The 18,402-nt window shown below is 41.0% G+C and carries 20 protein-coding genes; 7 read left to right on the forward strand and 13 right to left on the reverse strand.

Annotated features, from left to right (window positions below; all coding sequences use genetic code 11):
* The 3 genes from L1D51_RS09615 to L1D51_RS09625 all read left to right on the forward strand — a co-directional run.
* Window positions 1-575, forward strand: a 575-nt coding sequence (locus tag L1D51_RS09615; protein WP_239963542.1) for a Tll0287-like domain-containing protein, incomplete at its 5' end; no start/stop codon positions are given.
* A gap of 44 nt (window positions 576-619) precedes the next feature.
* Entirely contained in the window at window positions 620-2,644 is a 2,025-nt protein-coding gene (locus L1D51_RS09620) for a diguanylate cyclase domain-containing protein (RefSeq protein ID WP_239963543.1), read from the forward strand.
* Between the two features lie 88 nt (window positions 2,645-2,732).
* Entirely contained in the window at window positions 2,733-3,068 is a 336-nt protein-coding gene (locus tag L1D51_RS09625; protein ID WP_054553514.1) for a zinc ribbon domain-containing protein YjdM, read from the forward strand.
* A 66-nt stretch (window positions 3,069-3,134) separates the two neighbouring features.
* Here L1D51_RS09625 and L1D51_RS09630 read toward each other — a convergent pair whose 3' ends face one another.
* Window positions 3,135-3,542, reverse strand: a complete 408-nt coding sequence (locus tag L1D51_RS09630) for a hypothetical protein (RefSeq protein WP_239963544.1) — start codon at window positions 3,540-3,542, stop codon at window positions 3,135-3,137.
* Between the two features lie 37 nt (window positions 3,543-3,579).
* Window positions 3,580-4,398 (reverse strand): hypothetical protein, encoded by an 819-nt coding sequence (locus L1D51_RS09635; RefSeq protein ID WP_239963545.1) that lies wholly within the window; start codon window positions 4,396-4,398, stop codon window positions 3,580-3,582.
* A 379-nt stretch (window positions 4,399-4,777) separates the two neighbouring features.
* Between L1D51_RS09635 and L1D51_RS09640 the strand changes: the two genes are divergently transcribed.
* Window positions 4,778-5,536 (forward strand): AAA family ATPase, encoded by a 759-nt coding sequence (locus L1D51_RS09640; protein ID WP_239963546.1) that lies wholly within the window; start codon window positions 4,778-4,780, stop codon window positions 5,534-5,536.
* Window positions 5,537-5,616: 80 nt separating this feature from the next.
* Here the strand turns inward: L1D51_RS09640 and arsJ are convergent, their stop codons facing one another.
* Genes arsJ through L1D51_RS09665 form a run of 5 tightly spaced genes read right to left on the reverse strand, consistent with a single transcriptional unit; the run spans window position 5,617 to window position 10,154 of the window.
* Window positions 5,617-6,825 carry an organoarsenical effux MFS transporter ArsJ gene (gene arsJ, locus L1D51_RS09645; protein WP_239963547.1) on the reverse strand — a complete coding sequence of 403 codons (1,209 nt, stop codon included), beginning with the start codon at window positions 6,823-6,825 and terminating at the stop codon, window positions 5,617-5,619.
* A 5-nt stretch (window positions 6,826-6,830) separates the two neighbouring features.
* Window positions 6,831-7,841, reverse strand: coding sequence for an ArsJ-associated glyceraldehyde-3-phosphate dehydrogenase (locus tag L1D51_RS09650; RefSeq protein ID WP_055021834.1), 1,011 nt, complete (start codon window positions 7,839-7,841; stop codon window positions 6,831-6,833).
* Between the two features lie 2 nt (window positions 7,842-7,843).
* Window positions 7,844-8,344: a phosphatase domain-containing putative toxin gene (locus L1D51_RS09655; protein ID WP_239963548.1), complete on the reverse strand. Its 501-nt coding sequence runs from the start codon at window positions 8,342-8,344 to the stop codon at window positions 7,844-7,846.
* 13 nt (window positions 8,345-8,357) lie between these two features.
* A complete protein-coding gene (gene arsB, locus L1D51_RS09660; protein ID WP_239963549.1) occupies window positions 8,358-9,380 on the reverse strand; it encodes an ACR3 family arsenite efflux transporter in 1,023 nt (340 codons plus the stop codon).
* Between the two features lie 9 nt (window positions 9,381-9,389).
* Window positions 9,390-10,154, reverse strand: coding sequence for a metalloregulator ArsR/SmtB family transcription factor (locus tag L1D51_RS09665; protein ID WP_338127933.1), 765 nt, complete (start codon window positions 10,152-10,154; stop codon window positions 9,390-9,392).
* Window positions 10,155-10,330: 176 nt separating this feature from the next.
* Here L1D51_RS09665 and L1D51_RS09670 point away from each other — a divergent pair, with 176 nt between their 5' ends.
* Both L1D51_RS09670 and L1D51_RS09675 read left to right on the forward strand, forming a co-directional pair.
* Window positions 10,331-11,113: an SDR family NAD(P)-dependent oxidoreductase gene (locus L1D51_RS09670; protein ID WP_239963550.1), complete on the forward strand. Its 783-nt coding sequence runs from the start codon at window positions 10,331-10,333 to the stop codon at window positions 11,111-11,113.
* Between the two features lies 1 nt (window position 11,114).
* On the forward strand, window positions 11,115-12,113 hold the full coding sequence (locus tag L1D51_RS09675) for an AraC family transcriptional regulator (RefSeq protein WP_239963551.1): 999 nt from the start codon (window positions 11,115-11,117) through the stop codon (window positions 12,111-12,113).
* A gap of 14 nt (window positions 12,114-12,127) precedes the next feature.
* Here the strand turns inward: L1D51_RS09675 and L1D51_RS09680 are convergent, their stop codons facing one another.
* The 5 genes from L1D51_RS09680 to L1D51_RS09700 form a co-directional block, all read right to left on the reverse strand.
* Window positions 12,128-13,264, reverse strand: coding sequence for a serine hydrolase domain-containing protein (locus tag L1D51_RS09680; RefSeq protein WP_239963552.1), 1,137 nt, complete (start codon window positions 13,262-13,264; stop codon window positions 12,128-12,130).
* A gap of 184 nt (window positions 13,265-13,448) precedes the next feature.
* A complete protein-coding gene (locus tag L1D51_RS09685; protein ID WP_054563275.1) occupies window positions 13,449-13,694 on the reverse strand; it encodes a hypothetical protein in 246 nt (81 codons plus the stop codon).
* Window positions 13,691-14,638 carry a polysaccharide deacetylase family protein gene (locus L1D51_RS09690; protein ID WP_235575506.1) on the reverse strand — a complete coding sequence of 316 codons (948 nt, stop codon included), beginning with the start codon at window positions 14,636-14,638 and terminating at the stop codon, window positions 13,691-13,693. The genes L1D51_RS09685 and L1D51_RS09690 overlap by 4 nt, the downstream gene beginning before the upstream one ends.
* Window positions 14,635-15,738, reverse strand: a complete 1,104-nt coding sequence (locus tag L1D51_RS09695) for an alkene reductase (RefSeq protein WP_239963553.1) — start codon at window positions 15,736-15,738, stop codon at window positions 14,635-14,637. Before L1D51_RS09695 ends, L1D51_RS09690 begins: the two co-directional genes overlap by 4 nt.
* Window positions 15,739-15,749: 11 nt before the next feature.
* A complete protein-coding gene (locus tag L1D51_RS09700) occupies window positions 15,750-16,166 on the reverse strand; it encodes a VOC family protein (RefSeq protein WP_054563273.1) in 417 nt (138 codons plus the stop codon).
* A 97-nt stretch (window positions 16,167-16,263) separates the two neighbouring features.
* Here L1D51_RS09700 and L1D51_RS09705 point away from each other — a divergent pair, with 97 nt between their 5' ends.
* Window positions 16,264-17,178: a LysR family transcriptional regulator gene (locus L1D51_RS09705; protein WP_239963554.1), complete on the forward strand. Its 915-nt coding sequence runs from the start codon at window positions 16,264-16,266 to the stop codon at window positions 17,176-17,178.
* A 37-nt stretch (window positions 17,179-17,215) separates the two neighbouring features.
* Here L1D51_RS09705 and L1D51_RS09710 read toward each other — a convergent pair whose 3' ends face one another.
* The gene (locus L1D51_RS09710) at window positions 17,216-18,025 is read right to left on the reverse strand and encodes a sulfite exporter TauE/SafE family protein (protein ID WP_239963555.1); all 810 of its coding nucleotides are present in this window, start codon (window positions 18,023-18,025) and stop codon (window positions 17,216-17,218) included.
* Window positions 18,026-18,402: the final 377 nt, after the last annotated feature.

An 18,402-nucleotide genomic window follows, 5' to 3' on the forward strand; every position in this document is an offset into this window, starting at 1 on the left:
GTTTTACTATGTTTTCCTTCAGAACAATTGTGATTTGTACTGTGTTACTTTCACCTAGTCTTTATGCCGAAACAAAATCAGCGACTCTAGAAACTCAAGCAGCGGAGCGAGCAACTGAATTTGCCACTACGCTTAAATCAGCATTGGGAGCTGCAATAAAACAAGGCGGTTTAGTTGAAGGAATTAACGTGTGCAAAATGCAAGCCCCGGCTATTAGCGATAGCTTATCAACTGATGGTTGGACGGTAGCACGTAAAAGCACTAAAAACCGTAATCCAAATAATCAACCCGATGAATGGGAAGCTGAAAAAATCGCCCAGCTGCTCGATATGATCAGAAACACAGAGAGCATCGACAATGTGACTTTTTCAACCAATAAAGATGGTCAATTTCGCTTTGCTAAAGCGATAAAAGTCGCGCCAGTTTGCCTCAATTGTCATGGCCAAACAATTGCGCCAGAAGTAAAGCAAGCGCTTAGCGAACATTACCCAAATGATTTAGCCACAGGCTATCGGCTTGGTGATCTAAGAGGAATATTCTCTATTACCAAAACGCTCGAAACCACTGAAAAGTAAAATAGTACTTCAAAACAAAAAAAGAACAAGAAAGCAGTAATCCAATGAAGTTAACCTTTAAAAGCAAAGTATTTTTAGCATTAAGTGTTGCGATTTTAATCATCGATATTTGTTACATTTTGCTTAACTACACACTAGAAAAAGAAACGCTCAACAAAAATCTAATAAACCAAGGCGAAAACCTCGAATCAAGTTATCAATTATTAATGTCGCAAGAGCAGGAAACAATGCTTGCCATTGCGACCTTTGTAGCAAACGATCCTGAAGTTGCAGAACTCTTTTATCAAGGTAAGCAAGCTATTGAACAAGAGGGTGGAGGCAAAGGAAAAGAGCGTGCCGCCGCAATTCGCAAACAGCTATTCAATAAAGTCGCACCTGCTTGGCAAGAAGTACAAAATAGCTTTTCAGCCCGCCAGCTACATTTTCATCTAGGGCCTGGCTCTACTAGCTTTTTACGAGTGCACAATGATAAAAAATATGGCGACACCATGCATGATATTCGACATATTATTGTTGATGCTAATCGCGATAAACACGCTCTTTCAGGGTTAGAAACGGGTCGAATTTACTCCGGTATCCGCGGTGTAGTACCCGTCTATTTCACCGATAAAATTAATCAACAGCGTATTCATGTAGGCTCATTAGAAGTCGGCACCTCATTTGATTCACTCCTCGATACGCTCGACAATGAGTTTGATTTAGGTATTGCGGTATTATTTACAGCTGAACATATCGATAACTTACTTTGGGAAGATGCCAAAGCAAAACGTTTTGGCAGCAAACTGAATCAATGCAACTGCTATTTAGAAGCTATTTCAAGAGATAATGCAACCGACTTTATTACCTCAATAGCCAGCGAAACTGTATATAACCAAACAACTGTAAAGCAAAGTGAAATAGCCGGTAAGCATTATGCGATTACCTATATTCCTGTACGCGATTATCTCGGGCACAAAGATCCAGGTCAGCCTGATATTGGTAACATCGTGCTTTGGCGCAATATTGATGAGCAAATAAATGCCTTCAACGAATCCATGACTTACAACATTGCTTACGGAATTATTGGTTTTCTCTTGCTAGAAATACTTATTTATTTTGCTGTAAAACTCGCCGTGCGCTCACTAGAAAATGAAGTAAAGCATCAAGCAAACAAACTTTTAAAAAACAGCTGGGAGTTAAACCTTGCTGACAAGATAATCGAAAACCTGCGCGAAGGTATTATTATTACTGATGAAGATGCTGCCATCGTTCGAATAAACCAAGCCGTTGCTGATATCACAGGCTATAAAAAAGATGAGTTACTAGGTCAAAACCCAAATATATTAAGTTCTAACACCCAACCGAATGAGTTTTATGAGTCTATGTGGCAACAACTAGATGATAAAGGCTATTGGCAAGGAGAAATTTGGAACCGCAGAAAAGACGGTGAGTTCTTCGCTGAGTCACTCACAATCACAGCCGTAAAAGACGAAAGTGCACAAGTTCGCAACTATGTTTCGGTATTTTCTGATGTAACACAGCAAGCCAAACAGCGCCAACATTTAGAAAAAGCAGCATTTTTCGATACCTTGACTGGGTTACCCAATCGTATGTTACTTGCCGATAGATTAGCCCAGGCAATTGAATTGGCAAAACGCAACAACAACTTAGTTGCTTGCGTATTTATAGACCTAGATAAATTTAAACCGGTTAATGACAGTTATGGTCATCAAGCTGGCGATCACCTTTTAGTGACCTTAGCCGCTCGTATGAGCACAATACTTCGTAAACAAGACACCCTAGCACGAATTGGCGGTGATGAGTTTGTTGCTGTGATTGGCAATCTCACAGAGCAAGAAGCTTGTTTAACCTTAATTGAACGATTAAACGCTGAAATTTTAAATCCGGTAAAATACCAAGACGACATGCTATGCGTATCAGCGAGCATTGGTATTTCATTTTATGACCCGATGCATGACATATCAGCTGAAACTTTGCAAAAACAAGCCGACAAAGCGATGTATAAAGCAAAAGAGCTGGGTCGTAATGGCTATCAAATTTTTACTGATAGCATGATGGATACTAAATAAACGATGCGATCTCTTGTTCAACTTGGGGCTCGCATAGTTTACTCTTAGCCATTAAAATACCCTTTTAAAATCAACCATGGTGCCATTTATGTCTTTTCCTCCTTGCCCACAATGTAACTCTGAATACGTGTATGAAGATCAAAACAATTTAGTATGCCCAGAATGCGCTCATGAGTGGGATCCTAATGCGGTTGATACCGATGATGTGATCAATGTGAAAGATGCTAACGGCACTTTATTAGCTGATGGCGATAAAGTGACTGTTGCGAAAGACCTAAAAATTAAAGGCAGCTCACAAGTAATTAAAATTGGCACCAAAGCCGTGATCCGCCGCGTGTTAGATAAAAAAGACCACGAATTAGACTGTAAAGTTGATGGCGTTGGTGAAATGATGGTTACCGCTAAGTTTGTTAAAAAAGCCTGATAACATTATAAAATTGTTATATATTGCTGCGAATAATTACGCAGCAATTTCAATAAGCTAACTTTTTTAATAGCCAAACTTTTCAACAACAATCCCCGTTACTTCACAATGTTCGCAGCTCAACTGCCAGCCAGCAGCCCATGTGGTTGCGTTAAGCTTTGCTTTGCAAAGTGGGCAAACTTCGCCAATAAAAGTGCTTGGGGTAATATCTTCAGCTTGCTTAGAAAACGGTCTTAAAAACCACAGAATATTATCGTCGATACTGATGGTTAGATCGTAGCGTAACGTTTCACAATACGCATTAAAAACTGCTTGTTTGTACTGTTTTGCGTGCTCAGCAGATTGGCTGGCATAAACACTGAGTGCATTTCCGATGTCTTTTAGGCGATCAGGCCATGCTTGTGAATCTATATTTGCTTTGCAATCTAATAACTCATCAAGAGTGTAACTTGCATAGTTTGGTTCAAACATCATTACCATCCTTGCTTTGGGTTATTAATTCTTTGGGTACTCAGTGCTTTGGATATAATGTACCATTTAGCTTTATTTGCAAAAGCCATTGATCAAACAAATTGTTCGCGATACTCAGCTTTTCATCTGAAAGTGTCGGGTATTGTCTTTGCTCAAACCACGCATAACGATTATACACATCGTTATTTTGCGTGATTTCCATAATGAGTCGATTTATAGCGTAGGCTTTTGCTGCACTATGCTCACCAACTTGTTCGCTGTAATACATGCTCGCTAAACTCATCAGCGCTTGTTCACTACCCTGCTTCGCTGCTTGCTCTAAAAATACGGTTTTACGCTCTTTAAAACTATCACGATTTTTGATGAACTCTGCACGTGACAACTTCTCAGGAAATTGCGACTTCATATAAAATTCGGGCGTTAGCCCTGCAAACGTTTGCTGCGCATAAGCCGAGCCATTTTCTGCAGCCTCTGCCAAATAACTGTAAAAAGAACGCCGCGTTGCTAAATCTAATCCTTGGCAATACTCATATTTATCTAAAACACGGCTTTGTATATCGCCAGCATCACTAAACTCATAGATTTCAGCCAATTTTTCTTCAAGGGCCTGTTCATCTAAAGGCGCATTAAAACAATACTTAAGGTTTTGCGCGATGAGGTAGTTAGCCTCAGCATCACCTTGCTCAGCGCGTTGCTTTAGCTCTGTAAAATGGTCAATAAACACACCATCAAAATGCCATTTCGGTGCATTTTTGATAATAAGTTCACGGCTGTCATTAACTTCACTCCCTTGCTCATCTGATTCATCAGCTAACAAACTCGTGCCAGGCTTTGTGGCAGGCATGCTTACTTGTGCCACAACTTTCTGCGTAGTTTTTATACCATTTAAAGATTCTGAATTGGTTGCAAAGATTGCTGATTCTTGAGAAAAATATATATACATAACGAACAACAATGCCAAAACCACTATTAAAAATGGCTTTATTCTTTGCCTAATAAAAGCATACCCAGACATAACAACCTACTTATCATTTTTGTTGCTAAGTAAGTTACAAGAAAACAAGGATGAAAGCTAAACTTAACTGCGGTTTCGCTTTTCAGCTATATAAACTATTTGCACTTGAGGCTTATAATTAAACCTAAGAAACCTGCAGTTCTAGCATTTGCTCGTTTTGAATCAAGTGGGCATTTTGTCTTTTTTTGCTGCTTATTTTAGGTCTTTATTAGGAATATTGTGTATGGAAGCATTACCGTATCTACAAAAGGTGACACTCAAACGAGAGCAGGTTTTCTCTTTTGATACATATCCATTCTCTATTCCTGCGGTTAATCAGCTCTTTGAAATAGACTTTTCGAAACATGTAACAATATTTGTAGTTGAAAATGGTTCTGGGAAATCGACTCTTTTAGAAGCAATTGCTATCGGGTTGGGTTTTAACGCCGAAGGTGGCTCTAAAAACTTTAACTTTCAAACTCAGCAATCGCATTCAGATCTTCATAAGTACTTGCTACTCTCAAAATCGTTTAAGAGATACAAAGATGGTTTTTTCTTGCGAGCTGAAAGCTTCTATAACGTTGTATCAAATATTGATGACTTAGATTCGGGGTTTTCTGGAGGACCTAAGCTGATAGATGCCTATGGTGGTACATCCCTACATCACCAATCACATGGCGAATCCTTTTTAGCGCTTATGGTAAACCGCTTCATTGGCAATGGGCTTTACATTTTAGATGAGCCTGAGGCCGCACTTTCTCCTGCTAGGCAGTTGGCTGTTTTAAGTCGCATGTTTCAACTAATTGAACAAAACTCTCAGTTCATTATTGCCACACACTCACCGATTTTAATGGCATACCCAGGTGCAAGGATCTACCAAGTGGGAACACAGGGTATTGAACAAATAAATTATGAGGATACTGAGCATTACCAAATTACAAAGGCGTTTCTAAACAACCCACAGCCAATGCTCGAAGAGCTTTTCAAGCCAGAAGATGACTGATTTTATTATTTCTTATGCTATGCATGAACAAAGGTAAGCAAGAAAGCATGCTCACCTTTGTAGGGCGTGTTTAGATTTAACTAAATTTGTTTTGGTAATTTAGTCGAAATAAGAGCGGTAATAACAATAAATAACAGTGAGATAGCCAAACAGGCTGCTAAGCCATAAAGCTGAAACACTAAGCCCGACAACACAGTACCAATTAAGCGTCCCATGGCATTAGCCATATAGTAGAACCCGACATCGAGTGATACGCCATCGGCATCAGCCATGCTAACAATTAAGTAGCTGTGTAAAGATGAGCTAATCGCGAATAACACACCAAATAACATCAACCCGCCTATCAGCATTGGTTTTACAGCCCACTCAAAGCCAATAGCAAGAGCAATGGCTAAGGTGACTAAAGCAAGCAGAGATGCCCACTTAACTGTTTCTGCACTTGGTGATGTTTGCTTATTAAGCTTAATGATTTTGGGAGCAAAAGATTGCACAGCCCCATAGCCAATGACCCAACTCGCTAAGAAGGCACCCACAGTCCAGTGATCCCAATCAAAGGCTTGTGATAAAAACACCGGAAGTGCAACTACAAACCAAACATCACGGGCACCAAACAAAAACAACCTCGCGGCCGACAAGATATTGATTGAACTGCTTTTTGAAAATATCTCGTTAAACTTAGGTTTGTTTTTAGCTTTGCCTAAATCATTTTTAAGTGCATAAATACTAAAACACCACACCACCAGCAAAGTGGCAGCCATGGTTAGCATTGCGCCTTTAAACGACATTAATGTCAGTAGTAAGCCACCTAAAAAGAAGCCCACACCTTTTAAGGCGTTTTTAGAGCCTGTTAGTATCGCTACCCATTTAAACAAGGTGCCTTCTTGGCCACTAGCAACCAGCATTTTAATTGAGCTTTTAGCGCTCATTTTATTGAGATCTTTTGCAATGCCCGACAGCGCTTGCGCCAGCATCACATAGGCAACATTCAGCCATTCAGGAGGGACTGCCAGCATGAACAAGGCTGCAACCTGTATGGCAAGGCCAATGTTCATGGTCTTGTTTAAACCAAGCCTTGCGCCTAAATAGCCGCCCACTAAGTTAGTGACAACACCAAAAATCTCATAAAACAAAAACAGCATGGCAATACTCAAAGGCGAGTAGCCAAGCGCATGAAAATGCAGTACCACCAACATTCTCAATGCGCCATCTGTTAGCGTAAATGCCCAGTAATTCCCGGTGACAATTAAGTACTGCTTTATATCTGCGGGAAGATTAGCAAAACGCGTCATTGCTTTTAACCTTGTAGTGATCGCGCAACTTTACGGGCAAGTTCAGCGGTGCGGTTTGCGTAACCCCATTCGTTATCGTACCAAACATACAGCTTAACTTGAGTCTCGTTGACAACCATGGTTGATAGCGCATCAACAATGCTTGAGCGTGGATCTGTTTTGTAATCGATAGAAACAAGTGGCTTTTCTTCATAGCCCAAAATGCCTTTTAGCTCGCCCTCTGCGGCTTCTTGCATCCATTGGTTAATTTGCTCAGCGGTGGTTGGCTTTTCAACTTCAAACACACAGTCAGTGATTGATGCATTGGCTAACGGCACACGAACCGCGTGGCCGTTTAATTTGCCTTTAAGTTCAGGGAAAATATGTGTAATCGCTGTTGCAGAGCCCGTTGTAGTTGGAATTAAGCTCATGCCGCATGCGCGAGCTCGGCGTAAATCTTTATGGGGCGCATCTAAGATAGTTTGCGTATTAGTGATATCGTGAATAGTGGTCATTGAACCATGTTTGATACCAATTTTCTCTTGCAGAACTTTAACCACAGGCGCTAAACAGTTGGTAGTGCATGATGCAGCAGTCACAATATCGTGCTGCTGTACATCGTATAAATCATCATTTACACCCATTACAACGTTCAGCACACCGTCTTCTTTTACAGGGGCAGTGACAACAACTTTCTTCACACCTTGATCAAGATAAGCTTGCAGTAACTCGGTTTTTTTCATCACACCAGAGGCTTCAATAACAATATCGCAACCAGACCAATCAGTGTCTGCAATCGTTTTATTTTGCGTAACGTTAATTTCGTGGCCATCGATGATCACAGCATTGTCGTTACTTTCAACCTCATGAGGCCAAATACCGTGTACCGAATCATACTTTAGTAAGTGAGCGAGTGTTGCTGCATCACCCGCTGGGTCATTAATTTGCACAAACTCAACGTCGTCCCATGCAAACGCTGCCCTTAGCGATAAACGACCCATACGGCCAAAACCATTAATGCCTACTTTAATTGCCATTGTTAAGCTCCTACTTTTTGAAAATTGTCGAAAAATGAACGTTGTACTTGGTTATGCAACGATTTAGGGCGAATAGCCTGCACTTGATTAACTATGTCGTTTTTAGCATAGCCAAGCTCATGCATTAATAAACCAATAACTAAGCCTGTACGGCCTGAGCCGCCTTTACAGTGCACAGCCACGCTACCACCGCTTTTTATGATGGCAAGAATCTCGTTAAGGTGTTTGTTGAAAGCGAGACTAAACGCTTCGCTTGGCGCGTCATCATCAACAATAGGTAATTGAAACCAGCTAAGACCGGCTTGCTCACATTCGATTGCAAGCTGCTGCGCGCCATTTTTAATAAGCTCTTCATCGTACATTAGAGTAATAATGGCTTTTGCACCTGCCGCTTTTAAATCTGCTACAGACTGCGATAAACCAACGCCTTTTGTGCCAGGGCAAGGGGTAAAAATAAATGCCCCAGTTTCTAGCTGTAAAATATCAAATGGATGTGATTGCATTATGATTCCCCAATTACTCTTTAAACCAATGTGTTGTTTTATTAACGATTGCAACCAACGACAGCATCACAGGTACTTCGACCAACACCCCAACAACGGTTGCTAATGCTGCACCCGAGTGCAAACCAAATAATGAAATAGCCACTGCGACCGCTAACTCAAAAAAGTTAGAAGTACCAATTAAACATGCAGGCCCTGCAATGTTGTGCTTAAGCCTAAGCTTTAACGCAATGAAATAGGTGATTGCAAAAATACCGTAGGTTTGCAAAACAAGCGGAATGGCAATCAGTACAATGTTAAGCGGTTGGGCTAAAATCGTGTTCGCCTGAAACCCAAATAGCAAGACCACTGTGGCCAGTAAACCAATAACTGAGTAAGGTTTAATTTTCTCTAAAAATGACTGCACAGCAGCCTCATTTTGTGCTGAATTATTAAGAGCTTTTCGTGTTAATACCCCGGCAATGAGTGGTAGCAATACATACAGCACAACCGAAATCATCAGTGTAAGCCAAGGCACATGAATATCAGATACACCCAGCAATAACCCCGCAATAGGTGCAAAAGCAAAAATCATAATGATGTCGTTCACAGACACTTGCACTAAGGTGTAATTTGCATCGCCTTTGGTCAGTTGTGACCACACAAACACCATTGCCGTACAAGGTGCAACACCAAGCAAAATCATCCCAGCAATATATTCTTGCGCAGTTTCAGGGCTAACGAAATCAGCAAATAACCCTTCAAAAAATAGCCAACCTAATGAGGCCATTGAAAACGGTTTGATAAGCCAGTTAATGATTAAAGTGAGCATCAGCCCTTTAGGGTTTTTACCGACTTCTTTGATTGTTGAAAAATCAACTTGCACCATCATCGGGTAGATCATTACCCAAATAAACAGTGCAACAACAATGTTTACATGCGCCACTTCGGCTTTGGCAATTAGCTCAAACAAAGGCGGAAACATCACCCCAAGCGTCACACCGATGGCGATAGCAGCAGCAACCCATACAGATAAATATCGTTCAAAAACACCCATTTTCAGTCCTTAATTGCAGCAACGAGCAACACGGGTTGGGCGATCATCGCCCATCGCATTTAGCCTTGCTAACTCGTTTTCTATGAAATTCGGTTCGTTTACCACGGTCGAGGTAATTGTTTGTTTCATCCACATTGGTAAGGTCGGGTTTAAAGAGTAAAACACCCATTGCTGGTGTTTTCTATCCGACAAAATGCCCTGTTTTTTAAGTTGCGCTAAATGCCTTGAAACCTTTGGTTGGCTCTGCTCGTTAAGTGCCGTCATTAGTTCGCATACGCAAACCTCTTGCTCAACGGCGATAAGCAATAAGCTTTTTAAACGAATATCATCTGCAAGGGCTTTATAAAATATGGTTGGCGAAATCGATACTGGTTTTTCTTTGTTATGGGATTGCACAAACTGTTTGATTCGCTCATTGAGCTCTTGCAAGGTCTTTTCAAAGGCGTGAGGTTCAGGACGCGTTTTAGGATCGATAAAATCCCATGCAAGGCAATGGCTGCCATCGACGCGATTGGCGCATTCTTTGGCAGCGTCATCACATAAGGTAATGACGTAATCAAAATTCAGGTTAGTTACATCGTTTAAGTGCTTTGAGTGTAAGTCATCGGTTTTTAAACCAAAATGCTCAATCGCCGCAAGCGTACGAGGGTCTACCGCATAAGGTTCTGTGCCCGCACTAAGCACCTCAAACTCACCTTTACCATGATGTTTAAGCAACGCCTCAGCCATAATTGAACGGGCTGAATTTTCTGTACATAAAAAGAGAACTTTCACGACTTACTCCATAACAATTTGGTTATATAATATTTTCGTTATATAGCATTTACAAGCTGAATTTTATAAATGGCGCGTTTTGCAATGACGATGGCGCGATCTGATGTTATGTGGCACCAATAGATGGCCTACCATGCATATAACAAAACAACATCTCAAATTAATGGAGTAAAAATATGACATCAACAGCATTGATCACTGGCGCATCAAACGGGATTGGTTTAGAACTTGCGCATATTCACGCACAGCATGGCGATAATTTAGTGCTGGTAGCTCGTTCAGAAGACAAACTGAATGATCTTAAACAACATCTTGAATCGAAACACAACATAAAGGTTACGGTTATTGCTGCCGATTTATCTAAGCCAGATTCAGCTGAGTATGTTTTTACACATACTGAGGCACTTGGTTTGCACATAGATATTTTGGTGAATAATGCTGGCATTGGCGGACATGGCAAGTTTCATGAGCGTGAACTCAGTGCAGAACAAACGATGATGCAACTTAATATTGTGACATTAACAAACCTAAGCCACTATTACTTACAAGGCATGGTTGAGCGAAATCGTGGCAAAATTTTAAATATTTCGTCTACAGCTTCCTTTATGCCAGGCCCACTGCAAGCGGTATATTATGCAACGAAAGCGTTTGTGACTTCATTCAGCCAAGCAATTGCAGAAGAAGTAAAAGATAAAAACATTACTGTCACCGCGTTATGCCCAGGAACAGTAGCAACAGGCTTTGTTGAAGCAGGTGATCTACAAGGGGTAGATGCTTGGAAGAATGCTAAATCAGCACACTCTGTAGCACTGTGTGGTTACAAGGCAATGCAAAAAGGTCAGTTAATTGCTTTTAATGAAGCGCCGCTTAAATTTATGCTCAATTGGGTGATCCCTTTATTGCCTCGCAAAACTGTGTTAAAAATTTCTCGTCAGTTTATGGAAAAAAGCGGAAACTAATATGAAACGAGCCAGCAAGTTTTTGATCCCTCCCAACTGGCAAGTATTACTCAATGATTTAGAAATCAACCTAGAAGAGGCACTGGCTTATGCCCAGTTGCCTTCAGGTTTATTTTCTCAAGATAAAATATACTTAACGCCGGCTCAATACTTCCAATTATGGCAGGGTATAGAGACAGCAGCAAACGGCATTGAGTTACCCTTAAAACTTGCCGAAGTAATGACAATAGAATCATTTGACGTACCAATTTTTGCCGCGATCTGTAGCCCAAACTTAAATGCCGCTTTAGCAAGGTTACAGCAGTACAAACCACTAATTGGCCCTATGGAACTAGCACTTGAAATTACCAACACTCATACTAAAGCCCAAGTAAGCTGTTATGGTTTTATTGATACGCTGCCCAAGTGCTACAGCTTGGCAGAGCTGGTATTTTTTACACAACTAACTCGCCTTGCTACTCGAAAACAAATTAACCCTGTTACGGTTATTGTGCCAGAGCTACCTGAAAAGCTCATGGAATACGAAGCCTACTTTGGTTGCCCGCTGAAAGTGGGGAATACCCCTAGCGTGACATTTTTAGCAGAAGATGCAAAAGCGCCATTTTTAACTAGTAATCAAGTAATGTTGTCGTGCTTTGAGGGAGATTTAAAACGTAAGCTGCAAGATGTTATCAGCGAACAAAGCCTTACTGACAAGGTATCAAGTATTTTGTTTAAATCCCTACCTCAAGGGCAAAGTAACATTGAGCATGTTGCCTCAGAGCTGGCACTAAGCAAACGCTCTCTACAACGAAAACTTACAGCTGAAAAGCAAAATTATCAAAAAGTCTTACAACAAGTACGAGAAGATCTTGCGCAGCACTACTTAATGCAAACTGAGTTACCAATTATCGAAATCGCTTTTTTACTCGGTTTTAGCGAAACAAATTCGTTTGTTCGCGCTTACAGTAGCTGGACGGGTGTTTCTCCCGCCCATAAGCGCATACAAGTAAAGCATTAATTAGCTTTGTGAAGCTAATTTGCCTGTAGGGTGAGGTAGTCACTCATTACTTTTTCAAGCTTAGCGTAGTCTTTTTGCTGAGTAACAGCCCCAGCTACCACCACCTGCGTTGTTGGTTCATACATCACCAAAGTGCCCCAAAAGCCACCATGTTGATAAACCAAGGTGCCGTTATATTCTTTTGCAAATACCCCCAAACGATAAGGACTATCTGCTGGTAAGCCTTTATCCGATAGCATGAGCTTGAGCGTCTCAGGATGTTTAAAGACCTTACCTGAAAATAAAGCATGATAAAATTTAGCCATACCGATTGGGCTGGCAACAAGCCCACCACCACCATACAAATCAACTGTTGGGCTCCAATTATAGGTGTCGGTTCCGTGCAAGTATTGATGTACGCGACGAGATTCATCCACAGCAACCGAATCACCCCGTTCCCAGACCACATTTTCGATATGATTTTTATCGAAACTTAAGTACTTTCGAACCGCTTCAGGCAAGGGTAAATCTGTCACTCTTTCAATAATATGGCCGAGTAACACATAACCGGTATCTGAATATGAAAAACGCTCACCAGGTTTACCAACTGGGTCGCCCCACTCTACACACCCTTTAATTTGCTCGCGCATCGTAATATCTTGCTGCGGATGTGCCATTATGCTAGCTAAATACTGATCGCTTTGGGCGTGATCGTATAGCCCTGCCGTATGACTCAGCACTTGCTTAAGCGTCATTTTATCAAGGGCATAACCATCGCTTTCAAGAAGCACATAAAAGTCATCAGAAATTAACTTATCGAGCGTTGTATCAAGGCTTAGTTTTCCTTCCTCGTGCAAACGTAACACCGTTGCCGCAGTAAAGGTTTTGGTGACACTGGCAATTCTAAATAAACTATTTGGGTTGATAACTTGCGGCGCATTTTCTTTACTTTGCTTTACCGTTGAAAAAGCATGTCCATCATCAACAATCACATGAAGTGCAAAACCTGTAAGGGGAGCTTGTTGGTTTGCATTGAGAACTTGGCCCATTAAAGCATGGTGAGTTTCGAGAGGCTTTGTAGGCTCAGCAGTCACTGGCAAAGCCATTAGTGATAGAGCAATGAATAAAGAGCTTAGTGCTTTTTTACTCGCTTGAAAGCACCAACGTTCCATAACATTTCCTTAAAAAATAGTCCTTAATTAGCGCCTACAGCTTTCGGAAAAGGCAGTTAAGCAGCCTAAATACCGCTTAACTGACATTAACAAACGGCTTTCGTGTTGTCGAATTAATACGTTAACACTATTTAGTAAGCATAATTGCAGCCTTAGCAAACATATTTTGAGGCGTTTTAAGAAGTTACTGATGCTCCCTTAAGTCTCTTTCAAATTCAGTTTCTGTTTTAACTGGAGTGCAATGTGTAGTGACTTCAGTTTTGCCAATTTTTTCTGGTTCGTCTGAGCTATAAATCGTGGTGTTATAGCTTCGATCTATTTCCCCTGGGCAGTGATGATCTGCGATTACTACATCCTCAAATTCACCCTTTTGCTGCTGTGAGGCACAGCCAGATAAAAGTAATGCAATAAAGGTTAGTGTGTATTTCATAACAAATTCTCTTCAAAAGTTCGAGGTGAGTTTTTTGGCACATTGTCTTGGCGTAAAATCCATTTTGCTATGTCATCTTTACGCATAAACTTAACCCCCTTGTGCTGCTTTGCATAGGTTATAAAGTCATCCAACGCTTTCACTCTAGCGGGAGTGCCCGCTAATCTATCGTGAGCACTGATAGACATCATTCTTCTGCGTTGTTTGCCTTCCTTGTAGAGCACATCAAACTCGTCTTTAAGCTCTTGTAAATACGCCTTACCAGTCATGGCTGTGCTGCCAGTGTATCGAACTATATCGTTGTTTCGAAAAGTGTATGGAACAACAACAATGTCGTCACTTCCAACAGGTGTTAGCGATGGCTCATCACGAGATAAATCGTCTATATGATAAATAAAACCTAATTCTTTAAGGATTTTGAGTGTATTTTTTGAATGCCTCATCCAAAAAGCATTAAACCCCACAGGTCGCTGCCCTGTTACTTTTTCAATGATATTTGCACTTTTTATGTATGACTGTCGCTCTTGCTCTTCACTCATAGAGTATTGAGGGGTCCATGTTTGTCCGTGCCCTGATGCTTCATGCCCGCGCCGCACGACCTCTTTTGCTAACTCAGGGTTTAATTCAACCGCTCGGCCAACCATGTGTGAGGTTACTTTAATATGATGCTTATCCCATAAATCTAGCAGCCTAGGTATGCCTTCATTCATGCCGTACTGGTACCAAGAGGGTGAAATAGTGTCTGGATAACCCAGCTCTTGCGGTGGAAACGGGCCTGGATCTGATTGGTCTTGCGCTGTTGCCTCAAACTGCATCGAAATTGAGATCACAAGTTGAGCATCATCAGGCCAAAATACAGATGTTGCCTCCTTAGCTTGAGCTACACCTAAGGAGCTTAGAACAAACACCGACGCAATTAAAATTGGCTTTAAAAATTTCATCATTTATTTCCCTGATATACTGGGTAGTCTATGTAACCTCGCTCATCACCACCAAATAAAGTAGTAGGATCTGATATTTCATTCAAAGGTAAATTGTGCTCTAAACGATAAGGTAAATCAGGGTTTGCAATAAACTTTCTGCCAAATGCAACATAGTCAACTAAGCCTTCACCTATTAGTTTATCGGCCTTTGCTAATGTGTAATTTCCTGCAACCACTATTTTGCCACCAAAGCTTTCACGTAATTTAACTCTAAACTCATCTGTTACGAGGGGAGCATCATCCCAATCAGCTTCCGCTAAATGCAGATAAGCAATGCCAAGTTCATCAAACTTTTTAGCTAAATATAAAATGACATCGATTGCTTGCGGATCATCCATGCCTCTTTGTGTAATAAAAGGAGCTAATCGAATAGCCGTTTTTTCTGGGCCGATAGCTTGGCTAATTGCGGTAATGATTTGCAGCGCGAACTTTGCTCTATTTTCAATATTACCGCCGTATTCATCAGTGCGTTTGTTTGATGTTTGCCTTAGAAATTGATCGATTAAATAGCCATTACCTGCATGTACTTCAACGCCATCAAACCCTGCTGCAATCGCATTTAAAGCAGCTTGTTTATAGTCTTCAACAATGCTCTTAATTTCATTGGTCGATAATTCACGTGGTGTAGGACAATCAAGCATTTGGCCTTCGCCATTTTCATCAACCACCCACACTTGCGCATTTGGAGCAATAGCACTTGGCGCAACCGGCAAGCCATCTGGATGAAAGACGCTATGCGACATTCTGCCAACATGCCATAACTGAGAAAAAATGAGTCCATTTTGCTGATGAACAGCCTGCGTTACTTTGCGCCATCCATTGATTTGCTCTTCAGTATAAATCCCGGGGGTAAATGAGTAGCCCTTTCCTTGTGCAGAAATTTGCGTCGCCTCTGATACTATAAAACCCGCACTGGCTCGTTGCGCATAATATTCTGCCATTAGACTTGTCGGAATATCGTCTGGTTGAGCCGTACGTGAACGGGTCATTGGAGCCATCACTATTTTATTTGCGGTTTTATGATGACCAATTTGGTCTGTATTAAATATTCTATTTTTCATATGTATACCTTTTAAATAAGCTCGCTGCGTGTAAATAAAATTTCTATTTTTAAGCCATCAGGCCCTTGAATAAACACTTGATGCTCATTCGCTGCCGGCACTTCCCGCTCAACGAATGGTATTGAAGTTGCTTCTAGCCGTGCTTTAACTTCATGATAATCAGTTGCAAAGAAAGCAAGGTGGTCAACCGTTGATAAGCCAACTGCTTCTGTTGATACCGAAGCTTGGGTTAAGTAATTAGACTGCGATTCATTTACCCCAAACTTAGCTGCTATATGAATGCATGGCGTATCCAAGTCGTCATATAACCAAACACCATCAAAACCAAATGCTGGCCTTGGCCCCTTTTTAAGGCCTAACGACGACTCTAAAAACTGAGCCATATGCTGGATATTCGTTGCTAAAAGCAGAGCGTGATTAAGCTGCATTTCTATCTCCTTCAAGTGATGAAATGAGTTTAACTATTTTGACTAAATTGATAATTAGCCTTAGAGTTAAATAAGTATTCATTAAAACTGAAGAATAATGTCAAAAATTGATGATATGGCGCTTTTTGTTCACGTTGTAAAAGCGGGAGGTTTAGCCGCTGCGGGAAGAAAATTGGGGCTTTCGCCTGCAAGCATGACAGCACGAATTAATAAAATTGAGCAAAATTACGATACGCGATTATTAACGCGTAATACGCGCAGTATTGCCTTAACAGATGCAGGCGAACGTTTTTATAGTGGCTGTTTAAGAGTATTAGCAGAGGTAGAAAACACTGAAAACATACTTCAAGAATCTCAACAAAGCCTAAGAGGCCAGCTAAAACTCTCTGCAACATCTGACTTTGGTCGCCAGTTTGTTGCACCCGCATTAGCAGAATTCATCAATAGCCACCCAAATGTTAAACCGCATTTAGTTCTGACAGATGGGGTTACCAATATTATTGAGGAAGGCATTGATTTGGCATTTAGATTCGGCAATTTGCCTGATAGTAACTTGATTAGCCGCCCTCTATGTAATAACCGCCGTGTGCTATGCGCCTCACCTAGCTATATAGAATCGTTTGGCTTGCCAAGGCATCCTGAAGATTTAAAAAATCATCGTTGCCTTATACTTGAGCGACTCGGGCAACCGCTAAATGACTGGCATTTTGAGGTAGATAACATTCACTTTTCTATCAAAGTAGCTCCCCACCTTTCATGCTCAGACGGTGAGGTGGTAAGACGCTGGGCAAATCAAGGCCATGGCATAGCCTTAAAATCATACATTGATATCAAAAATGACCTCAAAACAGGCGACCTTAATTTGATACTAGATGAGTATGTTCGAGGCTTTAGCCACAGCGATAAAAAAAGTGTCGGCCTACAGGTGATATATCCAAGCAGGCAATTCCAACCTCGGCAAGTGAAAGCGTTTATAGAGTTTTTTGAGTGTTGGTTTAAAAAGCACTGCTAACTTTAAATAAATCGCAAAGTAGATTTAATAGTTAACACTATTTAGTAAGCATATTCACAGCCATAATAACCAAAAGCCCTGCAAAGATTTTCTTGATGGTAGACACAGGCAAATGATGCGTTGCTTTTGCACCTAATGGTGCGGTAAACCACGAAGTACAAACAATACCAAACAAGGCCGGTAAATAAACAAAACCGGCAAAGCCCTCTTTTAATGTAAAGTACTGACTGCCTGAACTGATGTAACCCACTGAGCCAAATAGCGCAATGACAATACCGCAGGCCGAAGCACAACCAATGGCTTTTTTCATATCGACCGAGAAAAATGTTAGTAACGGCACAAGTACCGCACCACCGCCAATACCTATCATGGCTGATAGACCACCCGTGATGGTTGTATAAAGTGTCAAAAGGCCTTTATTGGGTAGCATTCGTGTTGATTGGCTGTCATTTTTACTACTGAAAATCATTTTTAATGCAATAAGCACTACACTCACAGCAAACACAATTCGCACCACATTTGCAGGTAATAGCGAAGCCAAAAAGCCACTGATAAGAGCGCCTAGTGCAACCCCAGTCATCACCCACGGAGCCAATTGCCAAGGCACATTAGCATTTTTGTGGTGAGCGATAGCTGATGACGTTGAAGTAAAAAGAATTGAGGCAAGCGATGTAGCAATCGCCACCAGCACAACCTGCTCAGCAGGTAACACCTGAAAGTGCAGCAAGATCATGCTTAATATGGGCACAATAACTAGGCCTCCACCAATTCCTAAGAGCCCCGCTAAAAAGCCCACCCCGCTACCAAGTATGGCGCAAGCAATAATAAGCACGATTAATTCATTCATTGTATTTGTCTGCTTTGTTGGTTTAGGGAACCGAGTATAACAACAATAAAGTACGGGGTTGTTCTCAAAAGTAGGGTTAAGTAGTGAATATTACTCACGTTTTATATGAAATTACTGCAACTCCAACAAACCGCTTTGGAAATCCAGACGTCTAAAATAGCTTTGAAGTATTTTTTCACTATCCCTTCCTAAATGTTTTACTAAAACAGCAAATATTTATGAATCTGCCTCATGTTTTACCTGAAATAAAAACGTTTTTCTTCATGATACTGAGCACGTATAAATTTATTAGTATTTTACGCTGCAGAGCAACCTAAGGTTAATGACCTAGCGATTTAAGGAAGGTTAGCAGCAATCATTTATCTCAGGACTTTTGG

This window comes from Pseudoalteromonas shioyasakiensis (genome assembly GCF_022398475.1).
In the GTDB taxonomy this organism is placed as follows: domain Bacteria; phylum Pseudomonadota; class Gammaproteobacteria; order Enterobacterales; family Alteromonadaceae; genus Pseudoalteromonas.